Source organism: Pseudophaeobacter flagellatus (assembly GCF_021228235.1).
GTDB classification, from domain to species: domain Bacteria; phylum Pseudomonadota; class Alphaproteobacteria; order Rhodobacterales; family Rhodobacteraceae; genus Pseudophaeobacter; species Pseudophaeobacter flagellatus.
In genome coordinates, this window is sequence record NZ_JAJQRG010000001.1 from 267,825 (window position 1) to 292,314 (window position 24,490).

Below are 24,490 nucleotides of genomic sequence, written 5' to 3' on the forward strand. Positions count from 1 at the left end.
GGGGCCAGCGAGGAAGAGGGAAAGTGATGTACAAGACGGTATTGTTGGAGACGGATGCGCGCGGGGTTGCAAAGCTGACCCTGAACCGGCCGGAAAAGCATAATGCGATGTCTGGCGAGATGCTGCTGGAGATCAAGACGGCCGCTGCCGAGTTGGCGGCGGATGACCGGGTGCGTGTTGTGGTCTTGACCGGTGCGGGCAAGAGTTTTTGCGCAGGCGGTGATCTGGGCTGGATGCAGCAGCAGATGCAAGCCGATGCGGCAACGCGCGCCGCCGAAGCGCGCATTCTGGCCGAGGCCCTGATGCTGCTGAATACTCTGCCGAAGCCGCTCATCGGGGCGATTCAGGGCAATGCCTTTGGTGGCGGCGTCGGCATGGCATCAGTCTGTGATGTGGCCATTGGAGTGGATCATCTGAAAATGGGGCTGACGGAAACCCGGCTGGGCCTGATCCCCGCCACCATCGGCCCCTATGTGGTTGCGCGTATGGGCGAGGCGCGGGCGCGGCGGGTCTTTATGTCGGCACGTCTGTTTGGCGCTGCGGAAGCTGTCGATCTGGGGCTGTTGGCCAAAGCGGTCCCTGCGGCTGATCTGGCGGCTGCGGTGGAGTTTGAGGTAGAGCCCTATCTGTCCTGCGCGCCAGGGGCGGTTGCTGCGGCGAAAAAACTGGCGCGAGATCTGGGACCGCGCCTGGATGATACGGTGATCGATATGACCATTTCTGCCCTGGTGGAGCGTTGGGAGGGCGATGAAGCCCCTGAAGGCATCGGCGCCTTCTTTGACAAGCGCAAGCCGCGTTGGCAAAGCTGATATCAGCACCAGCTTAACCTGCATTTTGAATGTGTGATTTGTCGGGTGCCGCGAAACCTCGCGGCACCTTTCCTTATGGAAATAATAAGAAATCAACCTGGAGCGGCCCAAATAGCGTCAAGTGATGCTGCAGGGGCTCGGCGCATGTAGAAAGCCCGATTCATCCGCATTGGTTCGGTTGACGATAGGGGGGGCGGCGAGTAGACACATGCGCAAGTCAACATGCCAATTGACGGCGCGCGAGAATCCGCGCGCTCGGAAAGGAGCCACTCGTGGAAGAGATGTTGCGGGAATATCTCCCGATCTTGGTGTTTCTAGTCGTCGCGGTCGGCCTAGGAATTGTTCTTATTCTGGCAGCAGTTGTGCTTGCCGTGCGCAATCCTGACCCCGAAAAAGTAAGTGCCTATGAATGCGGTTTCAACGCCTTCGATGACGCGCGCATGAAATTTGACGTTCGGTTTTACCTAGTGTCGATTCTTTTCATTATTTTTGATCTGGAAATCGCTTTTCTGTTTCCCTGGGCCGTTGGTTTCAAGGATATGAGCGATACCGGTTTCTGGTCGATGATGGTGTTTCTGGGGGTTCTGACCATCGGCTTTGCCTATGAGTGGAAAAAGGGAGCTCTGGAATGGGAGTGATGACCGGGGGCAATACCGCTGGCGTTGACAAGGAAGTTGTGACGCAGGCGCTGAATGCAGAGTTGCAGGACAAGGGGTTTTTGCTGACCTCTGCCGAAGATATCATCAACTGGGCCCGCACCGGTAGTTTGCACTGGATGACCTTTGGTCTGGCCTGCTGCGCGGTTGAGATGATGCATACGTCGATGCCGCGCTATGATGCCGAACGTTTTGGCATTGCGCCGCGTGCCTCGCCGCGCCAATCGGATGTTATGATTGTGGCCGGGACCCTGACCAACAAGATGGCGCCCGCCCTGCGCAAGGTCTACGACCAAATGCCGGAGCCGCGCTACGTGATCTCCATGGGGTCCTGCGCCAATGGCGGCGGCTATTATCACTATAGCTATTCGGTGGTGCGCGGCTGTGATCGTATCGTTCCGGTGGATATCTACGTGCCAGGCTGTCCGCCCACGGCGGAGGCCCTGCTTTATGGGCTGATGCAGCTGCAGCGTAAAATCCGCCGTACCGGCACCCTGGTGCGCTAAGCGATCTGGCTGGAGAGAAATAAATGACTGAAGCACTGCAAGAACTCGGGACCCAGATCGCCGCCAAGCGCCCGGACTGCGTTTTGTCCTGGGATGTGGCTTACGACGAGCTGAACGTTGATGTGGCCCCGGCCAATATCGCCGGTCTGGTTGAATTTCTGAAAACCGACAGTAACTGCAGGTTTTCATCCTTGGTGGATATTACGGCGGTGGATTACCCCGAACGCGGCAAGCGGTTCGAAGTGGTTTATCACTTCCTGTCGATGTACCGGAACCAGCGTATCCGCCTGCGGGTCTCCATTCGCGAAGATGACATGGTGCCGTCGATTGTTGCTGTGCACCCTTCGGCCAACTGGTTTGAACGCGAAGTTTTCGACATGTTCGGCATCCTGTTTTCGGGCCATCCCGATTTGCGCCGCATCCTTACCGACTATGGCTTTCGCGGCTATCCGCTACGCAAGGATTTCCCCACCACGGGCTATACTGAAGTACGGTACGACGAGGCTGAAAAACGCGTTGTCTATGAGCCGGTGAATCTGGTGCAGGAATATCGCCAGTTTGATTTCATGTCCCCCTGGGAGGGTGCGGAATACATCCTGCCGGGCGATGAAAAGCAAGAGGGCTGAGGCATGAGCGCGGCACAGATAGATCACCGGTTCTCGGAACCCACGACCCTGTTTTTTGGTGTCGGAGCCCAGAAGGCAGGGACAAGCTGGTTGCATGCCTACCTGAACCAGCACCCGGAGGCCTGCGTGCCGCCCGGCAAGGAGATGCATTACTGGAGCTATTGGCAAACCGGTTTGTCGTTCCACCATGATGTGCAGAAGAAAAGACTGGCGGGGCTTCGCGAGGCTGGCGAACAGCCTCCGGAGTTTCTGCAACGAAGTATCACCATGCGTGAAACCCGGGATCCGATGCATGGGCTTTATGCTGATATCGTATTCGAGCGCTTTAAAGGCCAGAAACTGGTGGGTGAAATCACGCCGGACTATTCAAATTTGAGCGTTGACACATTTGCGCAGATGGCGGCTTTGAACGCTGACACAAGGTTCGTGTTTTTGATGCGCGATCCTATCGAACGTCTGCATTCAGCCATGCGCAAGCAGTTGCGGGCGCGCGATAATGGCGACCGCTCGCGCAAAATCGGCAATGAGGAAATCCTGAACGAGCTGAAGACAATGCTTGGGCGCAAGAATTCTACGGCCCTGCGCCGCTCGCGCTACAATCTGACAATTGCCAATCTGGAAGCGGCTGTGGCACCAGAGAAAATCGGATATTTCTTTTACGAAGATATGTTCGAAAAGCGCAATGTTGACGATATCTGCGACTTTCTGGGGATTGCCCGCAAGCCGGGCGATTTTGATACCAAGGTGAACGTCGGTAACCCGCGCGAAAGAGAATTTGATCCGGCATTCCGGGCGTTGGCCTTGGAGCATGTCGGAGATGTCTACGACCTGATGAAGGCAAGGTTTGGCGATCATTTGCCACAGGCGTGGAAAATGCACATTGATGGCGATGTTGACCTGTCAAAGGTTGCGGAGAATGTGAAATGAGAGTGATCTGCAAGGATATGTACAGGGTAGACGCGGTGGGGTCGGCCAAGGATCCGACCACGACGACCGCCCTGTGCATGAATGAAAAGGGATAATCGCTATGATGGACGGCTCCAAATTCGATGACGCCCAGACCGGCGAGCAGAAGATCCGCAATTTTAACATCAACTTTGGCCCGCAGCACCCTGCGGCCCACGGGGTGTTGCGTCTGGTGCTGGAGCTGGACGGCGAGATTGTAGAGCGCTGCGACCCACACATCGGCCTGCTGCACCGTGGCACCGAAAAGCTGATGGAAAGCCGCACCTACCTGCAGAACCTGCCGTATTTTGACCGGCTGGACTATGTGGCACCGATGAACCAAGAGCATGCCTGGTGCTTGGCGATCGAAAAGCTGACTGGCGTTGAAGTGCCGCGCCGTGGCTCGCTTATCCGGGTTTTGTACTCTGAGATCGGCCGTATTTTGAACCACCTGCTGAACGTGACTACGCAGGCGATGGACGTTGGCGCGCTGACGCCGCCGCTCTGGGGGTTTGAGGAACGCGAAAAGCTGATGGTGTTCTATGAGCGCGCCTGTGGTGCGCGTCTGCATGCCGCCTATTTCCGTCCCGGTGGCGTGCATCAGGACATCCCCGATGATCTTCTTGACGATATCGACCTCTGGGCGATGGAATTCCCCAAGGTCCTGGCTGATATCGACGGGTTGTTGACCGAAAACCGTATCTTCAAGCAGCGCAATTGCGATATTGGCGTGGTGACTGAGCAAGAGATCCTGGAATACGGCTTTTCCGGCGTGATGGTGCGTGGATCGGGCATGGCCTGGGATCTGCGCCGTGCGCAGCCCTACGAATGCTATGATGAGTTCGACTTCCAAATCCCTGTGGGCAAGAACGGTGACTGCTATGATCGCTATCTGGTGCGCATGGAAGAGATGCGCCAGTCGCTGTCGATCATCCGTCAGGCCATTGTCAAACTGCGCGAGGCCACCGGCGATGTGATTGCGCGCGGCAAGCTGAGCCCGCCAAAACGCGGTGACATGAAGACCTCGATGGAGAGCCTCATTCACCACTTCAAACTCTACACCGAAGGCTTTCACGTGCCCGCCGGTGAGGTCTATGCCGCCGTTGAGGCCCCCAAGGGCGAATTTGGCGTCTATCTGGTGGCAGATGGGTCGAACAAACCCTACCGCAGTAAAATCCGCGCGCCGGGCTTTTTGCACCTGCAAGCCATGGACCACGTTGCAAAAGGCCACCAGCTGGCCGACGTCGCTGCCATCATCGGCACCATGGACGTCGTATTTGGAGAGATTGACCGCTAATGCTTCGTCGCCTTCATTCCGAACAGCCCGAAAGCTTTGCTTTCACGCCTGCCAACCAGAAATGGGCCGAGGCGCAACTGACCAAATTCCCCGAAGGCCGTCAGGCCTCGGCTGTGATCCCGCTGTTGTGGCGGGCACAAGAGCAGGAAGGCTGGGTCTCCAAGCCGGCGATTGAATATGTCGCCGATATGTTGGGCATGGCCTATATTCGTGTGCTCGAGGTCACCTCCTTTTACTTCATGTTCCAGATGCAGCCCACCGGATCGGTGGCGCATGTGCAGGTCTGTGGCACCCTGTCCTGCATGATCTGTGGCGCCGAAGATCTGATCGCGGTCTGCAAGGACAAGATTGCCGAGAAGCCGCATACCCTGTCCGCAGATGGCAAATTCAGCTGGGAAGAGGTCGAGTGCCTGGGCGCCTGCGCCAATGCGCCGATGGCCCAGATCGGCAAGGACTATTTTGAAGATCTCACCGCCGCAGGATTTGGTCAGATGCTGGATGATCTGGCGGCAGGTAAACCTGTTGTGCCCGGACCGCAGAATGGCCGCTATGCGGCAGAGCCAAAGTCGGGCCTGACCTCGCTGCAGGATTTTGAGAGCGGCAAGGCGCCGTATAACGCATCGGCACAGCTGGCGACTGATATTGGCGACAGTATCAAGCGGATTCAGGGCGATGAAGTTCCGCTGCTAACCCCCTGGATTGGCAAGGATGGTGTGGTCGCAGGCCGCGCCGCAGCCGATCAGCCCCCCAAGGCACCCGAGGCCGCGAAACCAGCCGCCAAGCAGGCCAAAGAGGCCGCAAAGGCACCGGTGAAAAAATCCGCAGCGCTAGAGCCTGCTTCACCTGAAGGGGCGGCGGCCATGGTCACCGTGGAACAGGAACCCAAGACGCTGAAAGAAGCGCGCGGCGGACTGCCGGATGATCTGAAACTGCTGAAGGGCGTTGGTCCAAAGCTGGAGGCAACCCTGAACGATCTGGGCTTTTTTCACTTTGACCAGATTGCCGAGTGGGGCGAGGCCGAAGTGGCCTGGGTCGACAACCGCTTGAAATTCAAGGGTCGTATCGAACGTGACGGCTGGATCGCACAGGCTGCCAAGCTGGCGGTGGGCGATGAGACTGAATTTGCCACGAAGGCCAAAAAAGACGGCCGCTACGACGACGAATAATAGTACTGACCGCCCTATTCCGGGGCGGGCAGGGAACAGACATGAGGACCTGAATGAGCGCAGATCTGGATAGGGCGATCGCAGCAAAGGGGCGGCACATCTCATTGGTGATTGCCGGAACCATGCTGGCCTGGTTGGCCTTGAATCTGATCATTGGCCCGGCAGTTGGATTGCCTGGCCGCTTTGCGCTCTTGTTTGATTTCGCCGCTTTGGCCGCGATGGTCTATGCAGGGGTCAATATAGTGCAACTCTGGCGCATGCGTCAGGCCAGTAAAAACGACAACCAAGGGTAGGCAGACATGCTGAAGGACCAGGACCGGATCTTTACCAACCTATACGGTATGCATGAGCGCAGCCTGAAAGGTGCCCAGGCGCGCGGCCATTGGGATGGGACATCGGGGATCATCGACAAGGGTCGGGACTGGATCGTCCAGACGATGAAGGATTCCGGCCTGCGTGGCCGTGGCGGTGCGGGTTTCCCCACCGGGCTGAAATGGTCTTTCATGCCGAAAGAGAGCGACGGGCGTCCATCCTATCTGGTTATCAACGCCGATGAATCCGAACCTGGCACCTGCAAAGACCGCGAAATCATGCGCCATGATCCGCATACGCTGATCGAGGGCGCGCTGATTGCCAGCTTCGCGATGAACGCGCATACCTGCTACATCTACCTGCGCGGCGAATATATCCGCGAGCGCGAGGCGCTGCAGGCGGCCATCGACGAATGCTACGACAAGGGGCTGCTGGGCAAGAACGCCGCTGGCTCCGGCTGGGATTTCGACGTCTTCCTGCACCATGGGGCTGGGGCCTATATCTGCGGCGAGGAAACCGCCCTGATCGAAAGCCTGGAAGGCAAAAAAGGCATGCCCCGGATGAAGCCGCCTTTCCCGGCGGGGGCGGGTCTCTATGGCTGCCCCACCACGGTTAATAACGTGGAGTCGATTGCCGTTGTGCCCACCATCCTGCGCCGCGGTGCGGATTGGTTTGCAGGCTTTGGCCGCCCCAATAATGCCGGCACCAAACTCTTTGCCATTTCGGGGCACGTCAACAACCCTTGTGTGGTGGAAGAGGCGATGAGCATCTCTTTTGAGGAGCTGATCGAAAAGCACTGCGGTGGTATTCGCGGCGGCTGGGACAATCTGCTGGCAGTGATCCCCGGTGGCTCCTCTGTGCCTTGTGTTCGCGGTGAAAACATGCGCGATGCAATCATGGATTTTGATTACCTGCGCGGCGAACTTGGTTCGGGCCTTGGTACCGCTGCGGTCATCGTGATGGACAAGCAGACCGATATCATCAAGGCGATCTGGCGTCTGGCGAAATTCTACAAACACGAAAGCTGCGGCCAGTGTACGCCTTGCCGCGAAGGCACCGGCTGGATGATGCGGGTTATGGAACGTCTGGTCAAAGGCGAGGCGGATCTAGAAGAAATCGACATGCTGTGGGATGTGACCAAGCAGGTCGAAGGCCACACCATCTGCGCCTTGGGCGATGCGGCGGCCTGGCCCATTCAGGGGTTGATCCGCAACTTCCGCGATGAAATCGAAGACCGCATCAAAGCGCAGAAAACTGGCCGCAAAAGCGCCATCGCTGCCGAATGATGGGGCGTAAGGGACCAATGTTGATGGGACATGTCAAATTGATGACGGCGACGCTTGTCGCAACCGCGCTTTTGGCGGCGTGCAGCGATAAGGACATGCGGCCTGTGTTTGATGGTGTGCCGTTCCGCACCAAGGCCTCTGTTGTCGATAAGAAAGTCACGCGGGCGCGATTCGAGGCGGAGGTCTACGACGTTGCGGCCTCGCCTCTGGGCGCGCGCGAGGCGATGCGCTATGCGGGCACCACCTATTGCATCCAGAACTACGGCACCTCCCGTATCGACTGGCCGCTGGATCTGGACGACCCAGAGGTGCCACTGCCGCGTGATGGCGACAATGCCGTGCTGCAGGGGGTCTGCAAGTCGTGAGCATGACCCGGGCATATTCTGGCCAATTGGCGGCGGCGTTATTGCATAACGCAGCCGTTTTTGGGCCTTCTGCCTCTCCATACTTCAGGAGAGACCGATGAAATATGCTCAGATGAAACTGGCCTGGATTGCACCATTGATGGCGGCAGCGGCGTTTGCCGGTCCTTTGACTGCGGCGGCAAAACCGTCCCTGCGGGATGTGCCGGAAATCGAAAACCCGCTGTTTGCCGTTGCGATGGCAAAAGAGGTGGCGGATCATTGTGACAGCCTCGGCGCGCGCTTCTTTAAAGGCGTGGGCGAATTGCGTCGATTGCGGGCGCGGGCCAATAACCTTGGCTACGCTGATGGCGAAATCCGCGCCTATATCGAATCCGACGTTGAAAAGGCCCGGATGCGGGCCAAGGGCGAAAGACTGCTGGCGGCGCGCGGCGTCTCTTATGGCAATCCAGAAACATTCTGTGCGTTCGGTCGTGCGGAAATCAAGAAAAACAGCGCGATCGGCGCGTTACTGAGGGCGAAATAGACCATGGCAGACCTCCGCAAGATCAACATTGACGGAACCGAGGTTGAGGTGGACGGGGCGATGACCCTGATCCAGGCCTGTGAAGAGGCGGGGGTGGAAATCCCGCGCTTCTGCTATCATGAGCGTCTGTCGATCGCCGGCAACTGCCGGATGTGTCTGGTAGAAGTCGTGGGCGGCCCGCCCAAACCTGCCGCTTCCTGCGCGATGCAGGTGCGTGACTTGCGTCCTGGGCCGGAAGGTCAGGCACCACAGGTGAAGACCAATTCGCCGATGGTGAAAAAGGCGCGCGAAGGGGTGATGGAGTTCCTCCTGATCAACCACCCGCTGGATTGCCCGATCTGCGATCAGGGCGGCGAATGTGATCTGCAGGATCAGGCTATGGCCTATGGCGTTGATTTTTCGCGCTTTCGCGAACCCAAGCGCGCGGTGGACGATCTGGACCTTGGCCCGCTTGTCGGCACCGCGATGACCCGCTGCATTTCTTGCACCCGCTGCGTACGCTTCACCACCGAGGTGGCCGGCATCACCCAGATGGGCCAGACCGGACGCGGCGAGGATGCAGAGATCACCTCCTATCTGAACGAAACCTTGGACAGCAACCTGCAGGGCAACATCATTGATCTGTGCCCGGTTGGCGCGCTGACCTCGAAGCCTTATGCGTTTACCGCCCGCCCTTGGGAGCTCACCAAGACCGAAACCATCGACGTAATGGACGCGCTTGGCTCCAACATCCGGGTTGACACCAAGGGCCGCGAAGTGATGCGCATCCTGCCGCGCAACCATGATGGCGTGAACGAGGAGTGGATCTCCGACAAGACTCGCTTTGTCTGGGATGGCCTGCGTCGTCAGCGTCTGGACACGCCTTATGTGCGTGAGAACGGCAAACTGCGCAAAGCCAGCTGGCCCGAGGCGCTTGATGTGGCTGCCGAGGCGATGAAGGGCAAGAAGATTGCTGGTTTGATCGGTGATCTGGTCCCGGTTGAAGCGGCTTTTGCACTGAAGCAGCTGGTTGAAGCCCAGGGCGGCCAGGTCGAATGCCGGACCGATAATGCGCGCCTGCCGATCGGAGACCGGGCTGGCTATGTCGGCACCGCAGCCATTGAGGATATCGACAACGCCAAGGCAATCATGTTGATCGGCACCGATCCGCGCAATGAATCGCCGGTGCTGAACGCGCGCCTGCGCCGGGCCTGGATCAATGGGGCCACTATCGGCCTGATCGGCCAGCCTGTCGATCTGACCTATGACTATACCCATCTGGGCACTGATCGCGCCGCGCTGGAAGCGCTGCAGTCTGGCGATCACTCTGGCGCTGAGGGCAAGGAAACCCTGGTGATTGTGGGGCAGGGCGCCCTGCGTGAGGCCGATGGTCTTGCAGTCCTGGCCCATGCCCAGAAATTTGCCGCTGATACCGGATCAAAACTCTTGGTGCTGCATACTGCGGCGGCACGGGTTGGCGCGATGGATATCGGCGCGGTGACCGAAGGCGGCATGGCCGCCGCCATCGAGGGGGCCGAGGTGATCTACAACCTGGGCGCGGACGAGGTGGAAATCGACGCCGGTGCCTTTGTGATCTATCAGGGCAGCCATGGTGATCGCGGCGCACATCGTGCTGACGTGATCCTGCCAGGCGCTGCCTATACCGAAGAAAACGGCCTTTTTGTCAATACCGAAGGACGGCCCCAGCTGGCGATGCGCGCGGGCTTTGCCCCCGGTGAAGCCAAGGAAAACTGGGCCATTTTGCGCGCGCTTAGCGCCGAGGTGGACGCAACTTTGCAGTATGACTCGCTGGCGCAGCTGCGTCAGGCCCTGGTCAAGCAGGTGCCGCATCTGGCACAGGTCGATCAGGTGATCGAGAATGAGGGCACGCCGCTGGAACTGGGTCCGCTGGGCAAGGCGGCATTCCTGCCTGCGGTCAAGGATTTCTACCTGAGCAACCCGATTGCCCGAGCTTCCAAACTGATGGCAGAACTCTCGGCCAGTGCAAAGGCCCGCCGGGCCGAAAAGATGGCGGCCGAGTGATCCGCGCTGCACTCATATCGTTTCTGACGCTGGCGGCCTGTGCGCCGATCCCCGGCGGTTCAGTGGATGGCGTTGCCCCCCAGTACAACGGGGTCGGCACCAGCCTGCTGGACGGCGATCTGGTGCAATTTCACGTCTCTATGTCTGGTGTCGCCGCAGGTGCGGATCTGGACAACTATGCCGAATGTGCCGCAGCACAATATGCGCTGATCCGCGGTTATGGGTTTGCGCGCCACGTGCGCACAAAAATGAAACAAGAGGGTGGCAATCAGATGGCCGATGCTGTCTACACGATCTCGCCCTCCCTTCCGCGCGGTTTGCGCACCATCGATGCAGAAGTCGTGGTCGCCAATTGCGAGGCTAACGGAATACCTACGGTGTGAGGACCTATGGCTGAATTCTTTAACACCCCAGGCGGCATTGCTGTACTGATCCTGGCGCAAGTGCTTGCTGTTGTTGCATTTGTTATGATCTCTCTGTTGTTCCTCGTCTACGGGGACCGCAAGATCTGGGCGGCGGTGCAGATGCGCCGTGGTCCCAATGTCGTGGGCGTCTTTGGCCTGCTGCAATCGGTGGCGGATGCGCTGAAATATGTGGTCAAAGAGGTGGTGATCCCGGCGGGTGCCGATCGCACCGTCTTTATCATGGCACCGCTGACCTCCTTTGTGCTGGCGATGGTGGCCTGGGCGGTGATCCCGTTCAACGATGGCTGGGTGCTCTCAGACATCAACGTCGCCATCCTTTATGTCTTTGCCGTTTCCTCGCTGGAGGTCTACGGCGTGATCATGGGGGGCTGGGCTTCGAACTCGAAATACCCCTTCCTTGGCGCCCTGCGCTCGGCGGCGCAGATGATTTCCTACGAGGTTTCGATCGGGTTGATCATTGTCGGGGTGATCATCTCTACCGGCAGCATGAACTTTGGCGATATCGTCCGCGCACAGGACGGCAACTTGGGCCTGCTGAACTGGTACTGGATCCCGCATTTCCCCATGGTCTTCCTGTTCTTCATCTCTTGCCTGGCGGAAACTAACCGCCCGCCCTTTGACCTGCCCGAAGCTGAATCGGAGCTGGTGGCGGGCTACCAGGTGGAATATTCCGCCACGCCTTTCCTTCTGTTCATGGCTGGTGAATATATCGCCATCTTCCTGATGTGCGCGCTGACCTCGCTCTTGTTCTTTGGTGGCTGGCTCTCGCCAATCCCCGGCCTGCCGGATGGCGTGCTGTGGATGATCGGCAAGATGGCCTTCTTCTTCTTCCTCTTTGCAATGGTGAAAGCCATCACCCCGCGCTACCGCTATGACCAGCTGATGCGCCTTGGCTGGAAGGTCTTTCTGCCCTTCTCGCTGTTCTGGGTGGTCTTTGTGTCCTTTGCTGCCAAATTTGACTGGTTCTGGGGCATCTTTGCCCGCTGGACCGTGGGAGGCTGATCATGACAAACCAGATCGATTACACCCGTGCCGCCAAGTACTTCCTGCTGCAGGATTTCTGGGTCGGCTTCAAACTGGGGATGAAATACTTCTTTGCCCCCAAGGCGACCATCAACTACCCGCATGAAAAGGGGCCTCTGTCACCGCGGTTCCGTGGTGAGCACGCGCTGCGGCGTTATCCCAATGGCGAAGAGCGCTGCATTGCCTGCAAGCTGTGTGAAGCGGTCTGCCCGGCGCAGGCGATCACCATTGACGCGGAGCCCCGCGAAGATGGCTCGCGTCGCACCACGCGCTATGACATCGACATGACCAAATGCATCTACTGCGGGTTCTGCCAGGAAGCCTGCCCGGTGGATGCTATTGTCGAAGGCCCGAACTTTGAATTCGCCACCGAGACCCGCGAAGAGCTGTTCTATGACAAGGATAAGCTGCTTGCGAATGGCGAACGCTGGGAAGCCGAGATTGCCCGCAACCTCGAACTGGATGCCCCCTACAGATGAGCGATGCAAAGAACCCCTTTGAGGCCATGATGGCCCAGGCGCAGGCACAGTATAAGGACATGGTCAAGGCCATGAACCCGGATATGGCGGCTGGTCTGGATCCGATGTCGATGAAAGGGTTCGAGGCCCTGTGGCCGACCATGCCCAAAGAGGTCATGGAAATGATGTTTGGCAGGACCATCAACAAGGATGGTCTGGATGCCAAGACCCGGCTTTTGCTCACATTGGCCGGGCTAACCTGTCAGGGCGCGCAGGCGGATTCTGCTGTGCGTCAAACCGTGCGCCACGCTGTTGAAGCGGGTGCAAAGAAACAAGAGATCGTTGAAACGATCGGACAGATGTCGGTTTTTGCCGGCATTCCGGCCATGAACCGGGCGCTGGAACTGGCGCAGGAAGTCATGGCCGAAAAAAGGGACGATGAGACATGAGCGTTTTTGCCTTCTACCTCTTCGCCATCAGCGCCATCACCGGCGGGCTGTTCACTGTGATCAGCCGCCAGCCGGTGCATTCGGTGCTGTGGCTGATCCTGGCCTTTATCTCTTCGGCCGGGTTGTTTGTGCTGCTGGGGGCGGAATTCGTCGCCATGCTGCTGGTCATCGTCTACGTGGGGGCGGTTGCGGTACTCTTCCTCTTTGTGGTGATGATGCTGGATGTGGATTTTGCCGCCCTCAAGGCCGAGATGGCGCAGTATATGCCGCTGGCCCTGCTGATCGGCCTGGTCATTCTGATGCAGTTTGTCATGGCCTATGGCAGCTGGGAAAGTGCGCATGGCGCCGCCGAACAACTGGCGCAGCCAATTCCGACAGACCGGCACAACACCGAGGCCCTGGGCCTTATCATTTATGATCAATATTTCCTTCTGTTCCAGCTTTCGGGTTTGATCCTGCTGGTTGCCATGATTGGCGCCATCACCCTGACCCTGCGCCATCGCAAAGATGTCAAACGCCAGGACGTGATGCTGCAAATGTCGCGTGATCCGGCCAAGGCCATGGAACTGAAAGACATCAAACCGGGGCAGGGGCTTTAATAATGATTGGTATCGAGCATTACCTCACCGTTGCGGCGACATTGTTCGTCATTGGCATTTTCGGGCTGTTCCTGAACCGCAAGAACGTGATCATCCTGCTGATGAGCATCGAGTTGATGCTGCTGGCGGTGAATATCAACCTTGTGGCCTTCTCCAGCTTCCTTGGGGATCTGGTGGGGCAGGTCTTTACCCTGTTCGTGCTGACCGTCGCCGCCGCCGAGGCCGCCATTGGTTTGGCGATCCTGGTCTGCTTCTTCCGAAACCGCGGCTCCATCGCCGTGGAAGACATCAATATGATGAAGGGCTAAAGCATCATGGAAACCATCCTTCTCTTTGCCCCTCTGATGGGCGCGCTGATTTGTGGCTTTGGCCATAAATATATCGGCGAGAAAGCCGCCATGGTGACGGCGACGGGCCTGTTGTTCCTCTCGGCGCTCTTGTCCTGGATTACCTTTCTTGGATTTGACGGGGTTACCCGCCAGATCGAGGTCATGACCTGGATTGAAAGTGGTTCACTGTCTACGTCTTGGGGGATCCGGCTGGACCGGCTGACCGCCCTGATGCTGATTGTTGTCACCTCGGTGTCCAGCCTGGTTCACCTCTACAGCTTTGGCTACATGGCGGATGACCCGCAGTGGAAAGAGGGCGAGAGCTACAAGCCGCGCTTCTTTGCCTATCTGTCCTTCTTTACCTTTGCCATGCTGATGCTGGTGACCTCGGATAACCTGGTGCAGATGTTCTTCGGCTGGGAAGGTGTTGGCGTAGCCTCTTACCTGTTGATCGGCTTCTACTACCGCAAGCCAAGCGCAAATGCCGCTGCGATGAAGGCCTTTATCGTCAACCGGGTTGGGGACTTTGGCTTTGCGCTGGGGATCTTTGGTCTGTTCCTGATGACCGACAGCATCAACTTCTCTGATATTTTTGCTGCCATTCCCACCGAGGTTTCCGGGCAGCAGATTTCCTTCCTTTGGGGCGAATGGGACGCGGCGAACCTGTTGGCGGTTCTGCTGTTTATCGGCGCGATGGGGAAATCGGCGCAGCTGTTCCTGCACACCTGGCTACCAGATGCGATGGAAGGCCCGACACCTGTTTCGGCGTTGATCCATGCGGCGACCATGGTTACCGCCGGCGTCTTTCTGGTCTGCCGCATGTCGCCGCTGATGGAGTTTGCGCCGCAGGCAACCATGTTCATCACGGTGATTGGTGCCTCTACGGCTTTCTTTGCCGCAACGGTGGGCCTGGTTCAGACCGACATCAAACGCGTCATCGCCTATTCCACCTGTTCGCAGCTGGGCTACATGTTCGTGGCTGCTGGCGTCGGCATGTATTCGGCGGCGATGTTCCACCTGTTCACGCATGCCTTTTTCAAGGCGATGCTGTTCCTGGGCGCCGGTTCGGTCATCCACGCCATGCACCATGAGCAGGACATGATGAACTACGGCGGGCTGCGCAAAAAGATCCCCTATACCTATTGGGCGATGATGATCGGCACCCTGGCCATCACCGGTGTTGGCATCCCGCTGACACAGATCGGTTTTGCCGGCTTCCTGTCCAAGGATGCCATCATCGAGAGCGCCTTTGCCGGTGGATCCAACTATGGGTTCTGGCTGCTGGTGATTGCTGCATTCATGACCTCCTTCTACAGCTGGCGCCTGATGTTCCTGACCTTCTTTGGCAAGCCACGTGGCGACAAACATACCCATGATCACGCACATGAGAGCCCGATGACCATGCTGATCCCGCTTGGAGTGCTGGCGCTGGGTGCGGTCTTCTCTGGCATGATCTGGTACGGCAGCTTCTTTGGGCATGCCGACAAGGTTGGAAAATTCTACGGCATCCCCGTGGCCGAAGCCTCGGCTGATGCCCATGGCGAAGCTGCAGAGGTCCACGGCGAGGCAGCAGAGGGTCATGGCGAAAGCGATACGCATGGCACCTCCGCCGAGGCAGGCGAGCATCACTATGTCTTTGACGGCCAACCAGGAGAGGGCGCGCTGTACTTTGCCGCCGACAACCATGTGTTGGACGATGCCCATGCCGCGCCAAAATGGGTCAAGGTCTCGCCCTTTATCGCGATGTCCCTGGGGCTGCTGCTGGCTGTTTGGTTCTACATCGTGAACCCCAGCCTGCCGGGGCGCTTGGCCAACAACTTCCAGCCGCTCTACCTGTTCCTCAAGAACAAGTGGTACTTTGACGAGCTGTATGACGCGATCTTTGTCAAACCAGCCTTGGCCATTGGCCGCTTCTTCTGGAAGCGTGGCGACGGCAATGTAATTGATGGCTTCCTGAATGGGGTTGCCATGGGGATTGTTCCCTTCTTCACCAAACTTGCCGGCCGCGCGCAGTCCGGTTTCATCTTTACCTATGCCTTCTGGATGGTGCTGGGCATTGCAGCCCTGATCACCTGGATGTCGATCGGCGGAGGAGCCCACTGATGGACAACCTTCTATCAATTGTCACTTTCATCCCTGCTGTAGCGGCTGCTGTTATGGCACTGCTGATGCGCGGCGAGGATGAAGCGGCGCAGCGCAATGCCAAGCGGCTTGCGCTGATTACCACCAGCCTTACCTTTTTGGTCAGCCTGGGGATCTACACCCAGTTTGACCCTACCAATACCGGCTTTCAGTTCGTCGAAGAGCACGACTGGGTCTTTGGCTTGAAGTACAAGATGGGTGTCGACGGCATTTCGGTGCTGTTTGTCCTGCTGACCACCTTTGTGATGCCGCTGACCATTCTGGCCAGCTGGAAGGTGACGACCCGCGTCAAGGAATACATGATTGCCTTCCTGCTGCTGGAAACCCTGATGTTGGGTGTTTTCATGGCGCTGGATCTGGTGCTGTTTTACATGTTCTTTGAGGCAGGCCTCATTCCGATGTTCCTGATCATCGGCATCTGGGGCGGCAAGGAACGCATCTACGCCTCCTTCAAGTTCTTTCTCTATACCTTCCTCGGCTCTGTCTTGATGCTGGTGGCCATGGTGGCAATGTATGCCGATGCGGGCACCACCGATATCGAAACCCTGCTGACGCATAGTTTCTCAGCCAGCAGCTTTGACGTGTTTGGCATTCATGTGGTTGGCGGTATGCAGACGCTGATGTTCCTCGCCTTCTTTGCCAGCTTTGCGGTGAAGATGCCGATGTGGCCGGTGCACACCTGGCTGCCAGATGCCCACGTGCAGGCGCCAACGGCTGGGTCTGTCGTGCTGGCGGCAATTCTGCTCAAGATGGGCGGCTATGGCTTCCTGCGGTTCTCGCTGCCGATGTTCCCAGTGGGTGCGGATGTGATGACTGATGTGATCCTGTGGATGTCGGCTATTGCGGTGGTCTATACCTCGCTGGTTGCAATGGTGCAGGAAGACATGAAAAAGCTGATCGCCTATTCATCCGTCGCGCATATGGGCTTTGTCACCATGGGGATCTTTGCGGCCAACCAGCAGGGGGTTGATGGGGCCATCTTCCAGATGCTTAGCCACGGCTTTATCTCGGCGGCGCTGTTCCTCTGTGTGGGCGTGATCTACGACCGGATGCATACCCGCGACATCAGTGCCTATGGCGGTCTGGTGGTGCGTATGCCCGCCTACGCGCTAGTCTTCATGTTCTTCACCATGGGCAACGTTGGCTTGCCGGGCACCTCTGGCTTTGTTGGTGAATTCCTGACCCTGATGGGCACCTTCCAGAAAAACACCTGGGTGGCAGCGGTTGCGGCCTCCGGCGTGATTTTCTCGGCGGCCTATGCGCTCTGGCTCTATCGTCGGGTGGTCTTTGGCGATCTGATCAAGGGCAGTCTGAAAACCATTCAGGACATGGACGCGCGTGAACGCTTTATCTTTGCGCCACTGGTTGTGATGACCATCCTTCTGGGCGTCTATCCGTCGCTGGTCACCGATATCATCAGTCCATCGACTGAAGCGCTGATCGCAAACTTTAACCAGTCTCTGGCTGCGGCGGATACCTCCGCTGTAATCCAGACTGCGTCGCACTAAGGGAGCATGGGCAGATGATCCAAGCTGATCTCTCCGTAATTCTGCCAGAGATTATCCTGGCACTTTACGCAATGGCGGCGCTTTTGGGCGCAGTCTACACTGGCAAAGACAAGCTGGCCTCGGCGATCACCTGGGCGACATCGGGCCTGATGGTGGTGCTGGCCTTGTGGATTGGCACCAGCGGCAGCGGCAGCACCACGGCTTTTGGCGGTATGTTTGTCGATGACGGCTTTGCCCGTTTTGCCAAGGTGACAATCCTGCTGGCGGCAGCCGCTGTTCTGGTGATGGGGCAGGAGTATATGTCGCGCCGTGGCATGCTGCGCTTTGAATACCCGATCCTGGTCGCGCTGAGCGCGGTCGGCATGATGGTCATGGTTTCCGCCGGTGATCTGATGTCACTGTACATGGGGTTGGAGCTGCAGTCGCTGGCGCTCTACGTTGTGGCCTCGATGCGCCGCGACAGTGTCAAATCGACGGAGGCAGGCCTGAAGTACTTTGTTCTGGGCGCGTTGTCCTCGGGGCTGCTGCTATACGGTGCCTCGCTTGTCTACGGCTTTGCCGGTACCACTAAATTCTCGGGCATCATTGAGGTTGCCCAGCATGGCGAGGTCTCTGTGGGCTTGCTCTTTGGTCTGGTGATGCTGATTTCGGGCCTTGGCTTCAAGGTCTCTGCCGTGCCCTTCCACATGTGGACACCGGATGTCTATGAAGGCGCGCCAACACCGGTGACGGCTTTCTTTGCCTCGGCCCCCAAAGTCGCCGCGATGGGCCTGTTTGCCCGGGTGATGCATGATGCCTTTGGCCATGCGATCAGCGATTGGAGCCAGGTTGTCGCGCTGCTGTCCGTTTTGTCGATGTTTCTTGGTGCGGTGGCGGCGATTGGCCAGCGCAATATCAAACGTCTGATGGCCTATTCCTCAATTGCCCATATGGGCTATGCGCTGATGGGGCTGGCCGCGGGCACTCAGCTTGGTATCGAGGCGATGCTGGTCTATATGGCGATCTATGTTTCCATGAACATCGGCACCTTTGCCTTTATCCTGATGCTGCAAAAGGATGGCCAGCCTGTCACCGATATTCAGGCGCTGAACCAATATGCCCGCCGTGAACCCGGCAAGGCGCTGGCGGTTCTGATGCTGCTATTCTCGCTTGCGGGTGTACCGCCGATGCTGGGCTTCTTTGGCAAGTTCTACGTGCTGCGCGCCGCCTATGAGGCCGATCTGGCCTGGCTGGCGATTGCTGGTGTGGTTGCCTCGGTGATCGGTGCCTTCTATTATCTGCGTATCGTCTACTACATGTATTTCGGCGAAGAAGGCGAAGAGCTGGATCGCACGGGTTCGCCTGTGCTCTGGGTCTTCCTTATGGGGTCGGCTGCAGTGATGGTTCTGGGGATTATCAATATGTTTGGTGTCGATGGCGCAGCGGCTGCTGCGGCTGCGGCTCTGGTCCACTGAACGGTTTAACATCTCTGACAAAGGGCCTGGTCCAGCGGACCGGGCCTTTTTGCCTTTCAAGGAATGAGACAATGACGGATTGGCCTGACGGTTACGGAAAGCGGATCTTGCAAGAGGTGGACAGCACCCTGGACGAGGCCAGGCGGATCGCGGCCGAACTGACGGGGCCGGAATGGATCCTGGCCAAGCGCCAGACCAAAGGGCGTGGCCGTCGGGGCCGTGACTGGAAGGAACCGCAGGGTAATTTTGCCGCCACACTGGTAATGCGCCCAAGCGAGCCACCACAGCAGGTGGCGCTGCGTAGTTTTGTCGCCGCGCTAGCGGTCTATGACGCCTGCGAATCCCTGACCGGGCGCACCGTTGGTCTGGCGCTGAAATGGCCCAATGACGTCTTGTTCAACGGCGGCAAGCTGTCTGGTATTTTGCTGGAAAGCTCGGGGGCGGGGCAGGGGCTGAACTACCTGGCCATTGGCATTGGCGTCAATTTGGTGGAAACACCGATGAAAGAATGGCTTGAGCCGGGGGCGGTCTGGCCGGTATCACTGCTGTCTGAAACCGGGGTGCAGGTCACACCCGAGGTCTTTTTAACCGCGCTGGCGGCGGCCTATGCCCGCTATGAACTGCAGTTCACCACCTATGGGTTTGACCCGATCCGCACCGCCTGGTTGGCACGCGCCGCCAAGCTTGGCGAGGTGATAATTGCAAGAACCAGTCATTCCGAGGTAGAAGGCACCTTCGAGACGGTAGACGCGGAGGGCAACCTTGTCCTAAACAGCGCCAACGGTCGGGTATCGATCCCCGCCGCCGACATCTTTTTCTGAGCGCAAAAGGGCATTCCATGCTTCTGGCTGTTGATTGTGGCAATACCAATACCGTCTTCTCTATCTGGGATGGCGAAAAATTTGTTGGCACCTGGCGCACGGCAACCGATTGGCGGCGTACGGCGGATCAGTATTTTGTCTGGCTCAACACATTGATTCAGGCGCAGGGCATTGAGACGGATATCACCGATGTGATCATCTCTTCCACCGTGCCGCGCGTTGTGTTCAATCTGCGGGTTCTGGCTGATCGCTATTACAACACCCGCCCATTGGTAGTGGGCAAACCGGATTGCCTGTTGCCGGTGGATGTCCGGGTGGACGAGGGCACCGCAGTGGGGCCGGATCGGCTGGTCAACACGGTGGCGGGGTTCGATCACTATGGCGGTGATCTGGTGATGGTTGATTTTGGCACTGCCACGACCTTTGATGTGGTGGCCGCAGATGGTGCCTATCTGGGTGGCGTGATTGCGCCTGGGGTGAACCTCAGCCTGGAGGCGCTGCATCAGGCAGCGGCGGCGCTGCCACATGTGGATATTTCCAAACCCGAGCATGTGATCGGCACCAATACGGTGGCTTGCATGCAATCGGGAGTGTTTTGGGGCTACGTCGGCCTGGTGCGCGAGATCTGCGCCCAGATCAAAGCCGAGCGCAATGTCCCGATGAAGATTATCTCAACAGGCGGGCTGGCGCCTCTTTTCCAGCAAGCTGCTGATCTGTTTGACGCATATGAGGATGATCTCACGATGCATGGACTGCAGATCATCCATAAATATAATAAGGATAACGGTACTCCTATATGAGCACTGATGAACGTTTGATCTATCTGCCCCTTGGTGGTGCAGGCGAAATTGGCATGAATGCCTATGTTTACGGCTATGGCCGCCCCGGCAAGGAACGGCTGATCCTGGTGGATCTGGGCGTTGCCTTCCCCGATATGGACAGCACCCCCGGTGTTGACTTGATCATGCCTGATATCACCTGGCTGCGTGACCGCGTTGACCAGCTGGAGGCGATCTTTATCACCCATGGCCATGAGGACCACATCGGCGCGGTCTCGCATCTGTATCGTCAACTGAACGTGCCGATCTATGCCCGTGCCTTTACCGCCAATCTGGCCCGCCGCAAGATGGAAGAGCACGGCCATGATCCGCTGGTGGTGAAAACCGTTGGCGCCTGGCCCGAAGTGACCAAGCTGGGCCCCTTCACCGTGGGCTTTGCCCCTATGGCGCATTCGATCCCCGAAAGCGCTGGCCTGGTGATCGACAGCCCCGGTGGCCGCGTGGTGCACACTGGCGACTTCAAACTGGACCGCACACCGCTGGTGGGCGAAGCCTTTGACCCTGAGATGTGGGCCGAGATCGCCAAGCCGAGCATCAAGGCCCTGGTCTGCGATTCCACCAATGTGTTTTCCAAAACACCTGGCCGTTCTGAATCGGATCTGCCCGAGGAAATTACCCGCCTGATCGGCGAGGCCAGTGGTATGGTGGCGGCAACCACCTTTGCCTCGAACGTAGCACGGGTAAAGACCCTAGCGGATGCGGGCACGCGGGCGGGGCGTTCGGTTGTCTTGTTGGGCCGCGCAATGCTGCGCATGGTCGAGGCCGCCAAGGAAACCGGCGTGCTGACGAATTTCCCCCAAGTTTATACGCCAGAAGAGGCCCGCGACCTGCCGCGCAATAGCTTGATGCTGATTACCACTGGTAGCCAAGGCGAACGGCGGGCCGCCTCGGCGCAGATGGCGCGCGGCAAATACCGTGGGCTAGAGCTGAAAGAGGGCGATCTGTTCCTGTTTTCATCTAAGACGATTCCGGGCAATGAACGCGGTGTGATCCGCATCATCAACCAGTTCTCGGAACGGGGTGTTGATGTGGTGGATGACAGCTCTGGTCTGTATCACGTTTCTGGCCATGCCAATGGGCCGGATCTTGAGGCGCTCCATGCGCTGCTGCAACCTGCGATGCTGGTGCCAATGCATGGTGAACATCGCCACCTGCGCCTGCATGCCCGTCTGGGCGAGGCCAGGGGTATTCCCAGCATTGTGGCGGTGAATGGCATGATGCTGAACCTGTCGGGCAACCGTCCTTCGGTGCTGGAATATATCGACACGGGCCGCACCTATCTGGATGGCACCACCAAGATTGGCGCGATGGATGGCGTGGTGCGCGACCGGATCCGCATGGCGCTGAATGGCCATCTGGTCGTCACCCTTATTCTGGACGAGGAAGATGAGCCCCTGGGTGAGCCCTGGTGTGATATCAAGGGGCTGACAGATAACGGCAGCTCTAACGCGGCGCTGACAGAGGTTTTGGAAGAAGACCTGAATCAGTTTTTGATGCGGGCTGGGGCCAAGACGCTGAAGGATGACGACAAGCTGGAAGGCGAGCTGCGCCGGATTGCGCGTCAGACCTGCAACAACGAAATTGGCAAAAAGCCCGAGGTCACAGTAGTGATCAGCCGTATGCGATAAGCACTGCGCTGATATCCTGAACAGAAAAAGCCTCGGCAGATCTTGCCGAGGCTTTTTTGTGGGCGCTGACAGGGAAAACCGTCACTGCGCAAAACAGAGGCGGGCTGCCCTTACGCGGTGCGGGGGCGTTGTAGCAGAGCGACGATTTTGTGGGGTAGGGCGCGCAGGCCACGGCCAAGGGCGCTCATCCCGTCAGCCAAAGCCCGGGCGCGCAGGGCTTCTGCACGGCGCTGGATGGCATGGATTTCATCAGCGGTGAGGATAACAGGCTGGTGCTCGGTCATAACGTTCTCGGTCTATTGCGTTTTCGGATGAGCTACATGTAGCGAGCTTTGGGTGCGGTGACATTGGCCAATCCGTCAATTCCGCCATGCTGCAAGTGCAAGGGTCGCTACCTGGGAATTCGGCAATACCGCGTGACGCGCCGGGCTGGGCAGACCGGCCGGCTGTCAATTCAAGACCTGTCTCAGAATCTCTATAGCGTAAAATGCAAAACGGCCGCCAAAGAGGCGACCGTAATGATGTTGATTTTATTGGTAAATTACCCGGCTCGACGCTCTGCAAAAGAGAGCGCGATAAAGCTTGGCATGTGATCGCCCATGCCAACAACCGTACGATCGTCACGACGCCCGCCCTGTTTGCCACCACGGCCCCGGTTGTTCTTGGGGGCGGATTGTTGCTGCGCTGCAGCGTTTTCCTCGACGGCTGGCTTATCGTCTGCCTTGGCCGGTGCCTTGCGCGTCCGTACGCGACCTTCGGATTGGGCGCTGTCTGCCTTGCGGGGGGCAGATCTGTTTGCTTCGGGTTTGCCCGTTTCAGTCGGTGCCTGAGCTTGCAGATCCTCAGATGTCTGGTTGGCGCCAGTCTGATCATCATTTGCCTGAGTTGCGGTGCCCTGCTCCTGTGGAGTAGCCGCATCCAGAGGCGCGGCGGCGTCCGCCGACTTGCGCGATGTAGCCCCCCGGCGGCTGCGTGTGGGCTTGCCACCGGCATTTTCGGTGTTCTGATCCGGTGTGTCAGTGGGTTTCTTGGCAGCGCTGCGCTTGACGGGCTCTGCTTTTTTGACGGGGTTGTCCATCCGGCTGATTTCTTTTTGCAGCAGGTTTTCAACAGCGGCCAGAGCCTTTTCATCGCGGACAGAGCAAATGGTGATTGCCTTGCCTTCACGGCCCGCGCGGCCGGTGCGGCCAATCCGGTGGACATAGTCTTCGGGGTGGCCGGGCACATCATAGTTGAACACATGGCTGACGCTGGGCACATCCAGGCCGCGCGCCGCTACATCAGAGGCCACGAGAATACGGAGCTGTCCGTCGCGGAACCCGTCTAGGGTCTTGGTGCGTTGGCTCTGGTCTAGATCGCCATGAATTGGCGCGGCATCATAGCCGTACTTTTTCAGTGACTTGGACACGATATCCACATCCGTCTTGCGGTTGCAGAAGATGATCGCGTTGGTCAGCTTGTCGCCTTCGCCGTCGATCAGGGCACGCAGGGCAGTGCGTTTTTCGCTAGCTTCGCGATCTTTGCGCGAGGCTTTGAACTGCACCACTTGTTGCTCGATGGTTTCAGAGGCGCTGGCCTGGCGGGCAACTTCGATTCGCTCAGGCGCAGAAAGGAAGGTATTGGTGATCCGCTCGATTTCGGGGGCCATGGTGGCCGAGAAGAACAGCGTCTGGCGGGTAAAGGGCGTGAGCGAGAAGATCCGCTCGATATCCGGAATAAACCCCATGTCGAGCATCCGGTCTGCCTCATCGACAACCATGATCTGCACGCCGGTCAGCAATAGTTTGCCGCGCTCGAAATGATCCAGCAGGCGACCTGGCGTGGCAATCAGAACATCCACCCCTTTGTCGATCAGCTGATCCTGCTCCTTAAAGCTGACACCGCCAATCAATAGGGCCTTTGTAAGCTTTAAGTGTTTGGTATAAGTGTCAAAATTCTCTGCAACTTGGGCTGCCAATTCGCGGGTGGGGCACAGGACCAGGCTGCGCGGCATGCGGGCGCGGGCGCGGCCACGGGCCAGCATGGTGATCATTGGCAGGGTGAAAGAGGCAGTTTTGCCGGTGCCGGTTTGGGCGATGCCCAGCACATCACGACCTTCAAGCGCGGGTGGGATGGCACCAGCCTGGATCGGCGTTGGTGTCTCGTAACCCGCTTCTTCAATCGCTTTGAGGACCTTGGGGTTCAGGTTCAGATCGGTAAATTTTGTCATATGCGTCCGTTTTTGCGGACACTAATTTGGCCCGCGCGTGTTTTGACAAAGCCGGGTCCGCGAGAACAAGCGGTGTGACAACGTCCAGCTTTT

The 24,490-nt window shown here is 58.2% G+C and carries 26 protein-coding genes; 24 read left to right on the forward strand and 2 right to left on the reverse strand.

Features of this window, described 5'->3' with window-relative positions; genetic code table 11:
- Positions 1–26 precede the first annotated feature (26 nt).
- The 24 genes from LRK71_RS01205 (at position 27) to LRK71_RS01320 (ending at position 22,188) form a co-directional block, all read left to right on the forward strand.
- Entirely contained in the window at positions 27–809 is a 783-nt protein-coding gene (locus LRK71_RS01205; protein ID WP_232400504.1) for a crotonase/enoyl-CoA hydratase family protein, read from the forward strand.
- Between the two features lie 272 nt (positions 810–1,081).
- On the forward strand, positions 1,082–1,447 hold the full coding sequence (locus LRK71_RS01210; RefSeq protein WP_009808934.1) for an NADH-quinone oxidoreductase subunit A: 366 nt from the start codon (positions 1,082–1,084) through the stop codon (positions 1,445–1,447).
- Positions 1,438–1,971 carry a NuoB/complex I 20 kDa subunit family protein gene (locus LRK71_RS01215; RefSeq protein WP_269751596.1) on the forward strand — a complete coding sequence of 178 codons (534 nt, stop codon included), beginning with the start codon at positions 1,438–1,440 and terminating at the stop codon, positions 1,969–1,971. The genes LRK71_RS01210 and LRK71_RS01215 overlap by 10 nt, the downstream gene beginning before the upstream one ends.
- Before the next feature lie 23 nt (positions 1,972–1,994).
- The gene (locus tag LRK71_RS01220; protein WP_232400505.1) at positions 1,995–2,597 is read left to right on the forward strand and encodes an NADH-quinone oxidoreductase subunit C; all 603 of its coding nucleotides are present in this window, start codon (positions 1,995–1,997) and stop codon (positions 2,595–2,597) included.
- A gap of 3 nt (positions 2,598–2,600) precedes the next feature.
- Positions 2,601–3,524, forward strand: a complete 924-nt coding sequence (locus LRK71_RS01225; RefSeq protein ID WP_232400506.1) for a sulfotransferase — start codon at positions 2,601–2,603, stop codon at positions 3,522–3,524.
- A 103-nt stretch (positions 3,525–3,627) separates the two neighbouring features.
- On the forward strand, positions 3,628–4,839 hold the full coding sequence (locus LRK71_RS01230) for an NADH-quinone oxidoreductase subunit D (RefSeq protein ID WP_232401109.1): 1,212 nt from the start codon (positions 3,628–3,630) through the stop codon (positions 4,837–4,839).
- Positions 4,839–6,005, forward strand: coding sequence for an NADH-quinone oxidoreductase subunit E (locus LRK71_RS01235; RefSeq protein ID WP_232400508.1), 1,167 nt, complete (start codon positions 4,839–4,841; stop codon positions 6,003–6,005). The genes LRK71_RS01230 and LRK71_RS01235 overlap by 1 nt, the downstream gene beginning before the upstream one ends.
- Positions 6,006–6,058: 53 nt before the next feature.
- On the forward strand, positions 6,059–6,298 hold the full coding sequence (locus LRK71_RS01240) for a DUF5337 domain-containing protein (protein WP_232400510.1): 240 nt from the start codon (positions 6,059–6,061) through the stop codon (positions 6,296–6,298).
- A gap of 6 nt (positions 6,299–6,304) precedes the next feature.
- Entirely contained in the window at positions 6,305–7,603 is a 1,299-nt protein-coding gene (gene nuoF / locus LRK71_RS01245) for an NADH-quinone oxidoreductase subunit NuoF (protein WP_232400512.1), read from the forward strand.
- Between the two features lie 23 nt (positions 7,604–7,626).
- The gene (locus LRK71_RS01250) at positions 7,627–7,968 is read left to right on the forward strand and encodes a hypothetical protein (RefSeq protein WP_232400514.1); all 342 of its coding nucleotides are present in this window, start codon (positions 7,627–7,629) and stop codon (positions 7,966–7,968) included.
- Positions 7,969–8,107: 139 nt separating this feature from the next.
- On the forward strand, positions 8,108–8,491 hold the full coding sequence (locus tag LRK71_RS01255; protein WP_232401110.1) for a DUF5333 domain-containing protein: 384 nt from the start codon (positions 8,108–8,110) through the stop codon (positions 8,489–8,491).
- Between the two features lie 3 nt (positions 8,492–8,494).
- Complete coding sequence (gene nuoG, locus LRK71_RS01260) at positions 8,495–10,513, forward strand: NADH-quinone oxidoreductase subunit NuoG (RefSeq protein ID WP_232400515.1); 2,019 nt, start codon at positions 8,495–8,497, stop codon at positions 10,511–10,513.
- Positions 10,510–10,896 (forward strand): YNQ4 family lipoprotein, encoded by a 387-nt coding sequence (locus tag LRK71_RS01265; protein WP_232400516.1) that lies wholly within the window; start codon positions 10,510–10,512, stop codon positions 10,894–10,896. The genes nuoG and LRK71_RS01265 overlap by 4 nt, the downstream gene beginning before the upstream one ends.
- Positions 10,897–10,902: 6 nt before the next feature.
- Positions 10,903–11,940, forward strand: a complete 1,038-nt coding sequence (gene nuoH / locus LRK71_RS01270; RefSeq protein ID WP_232400517.1) for an NADH-quinone oxidoreductase subunit NuoH — start codon at positions 10,903–10,905, stop codon at positions 11,938–11,940.
- A 2-nt stretch (positions 11,941–11,942) separates the two neighbouring features.
- A complete protein-coding gene (gene nuoI / locus LRK71_RS01275) occupies positions 11,943–12,440 on the forward strand; it encodes an NADH-quinone oxidoreductase subunit NuoI (protein WP_232400519.1) in 498 nt (165 codons plus the stop codon).
- A complete protein-coding gene (locus LRK71_RS01280) occupies positions 12,437–12,868 on the forward strand; it encodes a carboxymuconolactone decarboxylase family protein (protein WP_232400521.1) in 432 nt (143 codons plus the stop codon). The genes nuoI and LRK71_RS01280 overlap by 4 nt, the downstream gene beginning before the upstream one ends.
- Positions 12,865–13,467, forward strand: coding sequence for an NADH-quinone oxidoreductase subunit J (locus LRK71_RS01285; protein ID WP_232400523.1), 603 nt, complete (start codon positions 12,865–12,867; stop codon positions 13,465–13,467). Before LRK71_RS01280 ends, LRK71_RS01285 begins: the two co-directional genes overlap by 4 nt.
- 2 nt (positions 13,468–13,469) lie before the next feature.
- Positions 13,470–13,775: an NADH-quinone oxidoreductase subunit NuoK gene (gene nuoK, locus LRK71_RS01290; protein WP_232400525.1), complete on the forward strand. Its 306-nt coding sequence runs from the start codon at positions 13,470–13,472 to the stop codon at positions 13,773–13,775.
- A 6-nt stretch (positions 13,776–13,781) separates the two neighbouring features.
- Positions 13,782–15,899: an NADH-quinone oxidoreductase subunit L gene (gene nuoL, locus LRK71_RS01295; protein ID WP_232400527.1), complete on the forward strand. Its 2,118-nt coding sequence runs from the start codon at positions 13,782–13,784 to the stop codon at positions 15,897–15,899.
- Positions 15,899–17,446: an NADH-quinone oxidoreductase subunit M gene (locus LRK71_RS01300; protein ID WP_232400528.1), complete on the forward strand. Its 1,548-nt coding sequence runs from the start codon at positions 15,899–15,901 to the stop codon at positions 17,444–17,446. Before nuoL ends, LRK71_RS01300 begins: the two co-directional genes overlap by 1 nt.
- A 14-nt stretch (positions 17,447–17,460) precedes the next feature.
- Positions 17,461–18,900, forward strand: coding sequence for an NADH-quinone oxidoreductase subunit NuoN (nuoN, locus tag LRK71_RS01305; protein WP_232400529.1), 1,440 nt, complete (start codon positions 17,461–17,463; stop codon positions 18,898–18,900).
- A gap of 71 nt (positions 18,901–18,971) precedes the next feature.
- Positions 18,972–19,721 (forward strand): biotin--[acetyl-CoA-carboxylase] ligase, encoded by a 750-nt coding sequence (locus LRK71_RS01310; protein ID WP_232400530.1) that lies wholly within the window; start codon positions 18,972–18,974, stop codon positions 19,719–19,721.
- 17 nt (positions 19,722–19,738) lie between these two features.
- On the forward strand, positions 19,739–20,521 hold the full coding sequence (locus LRK71_RS01315; protein ID WP_232400531.1) for a type III pantothenate kinase: 783 nt from the start codon (positions 19,739–19,741) through the stop codon (positions 20,519–20,521).
- Positions 20,518–22,188, forward strand: a complete 1,671-nt coding sequence (locus LRK71_RS01320) for a ribonuclease J (protein ID WP_232400532.1) — start codon at positions 20,518–20,520, stop codon at positions 22,186–22,188. Before LRK71_RS01315 ends, LRK71_RS01320 begins: the two co-directional genes overlap by 4 nt.
- A 110-nt stretch (positions 22,189–22,298) precedes the next feature.
- Here LRK71_RS01320 and LRK71_RS01325 read toward each other — a convergent pair whose 3' ends face one another.
- Both LRK71_RS01325 and LRK71_RS01330 read right to left on the reverse strand, forming a co-directional pair.
- On the reverse strand, positions 22,299–22,472 hold the full coding sequence (locus LRK71_RS01325) for an RSP_7527 family protein (protein WP_232400533.1): 174 nt from the start codon (positions 22,470–22,472) through the stop codon (positions 22,299–22,301).
- Between the two features lie 257 nt (positions 22,473–22,729).
- Entirely contained in the window at positions 22,730–24,397 is a 1,668-nt protein-coding gene (locus LRK71_RS01330; protein ID WP_232400534.1) for a DEAD/DEAH box helicase, read from the reverse strand.
- Positions 24,398–24,490: the final 93 nt, after the last annotated feature.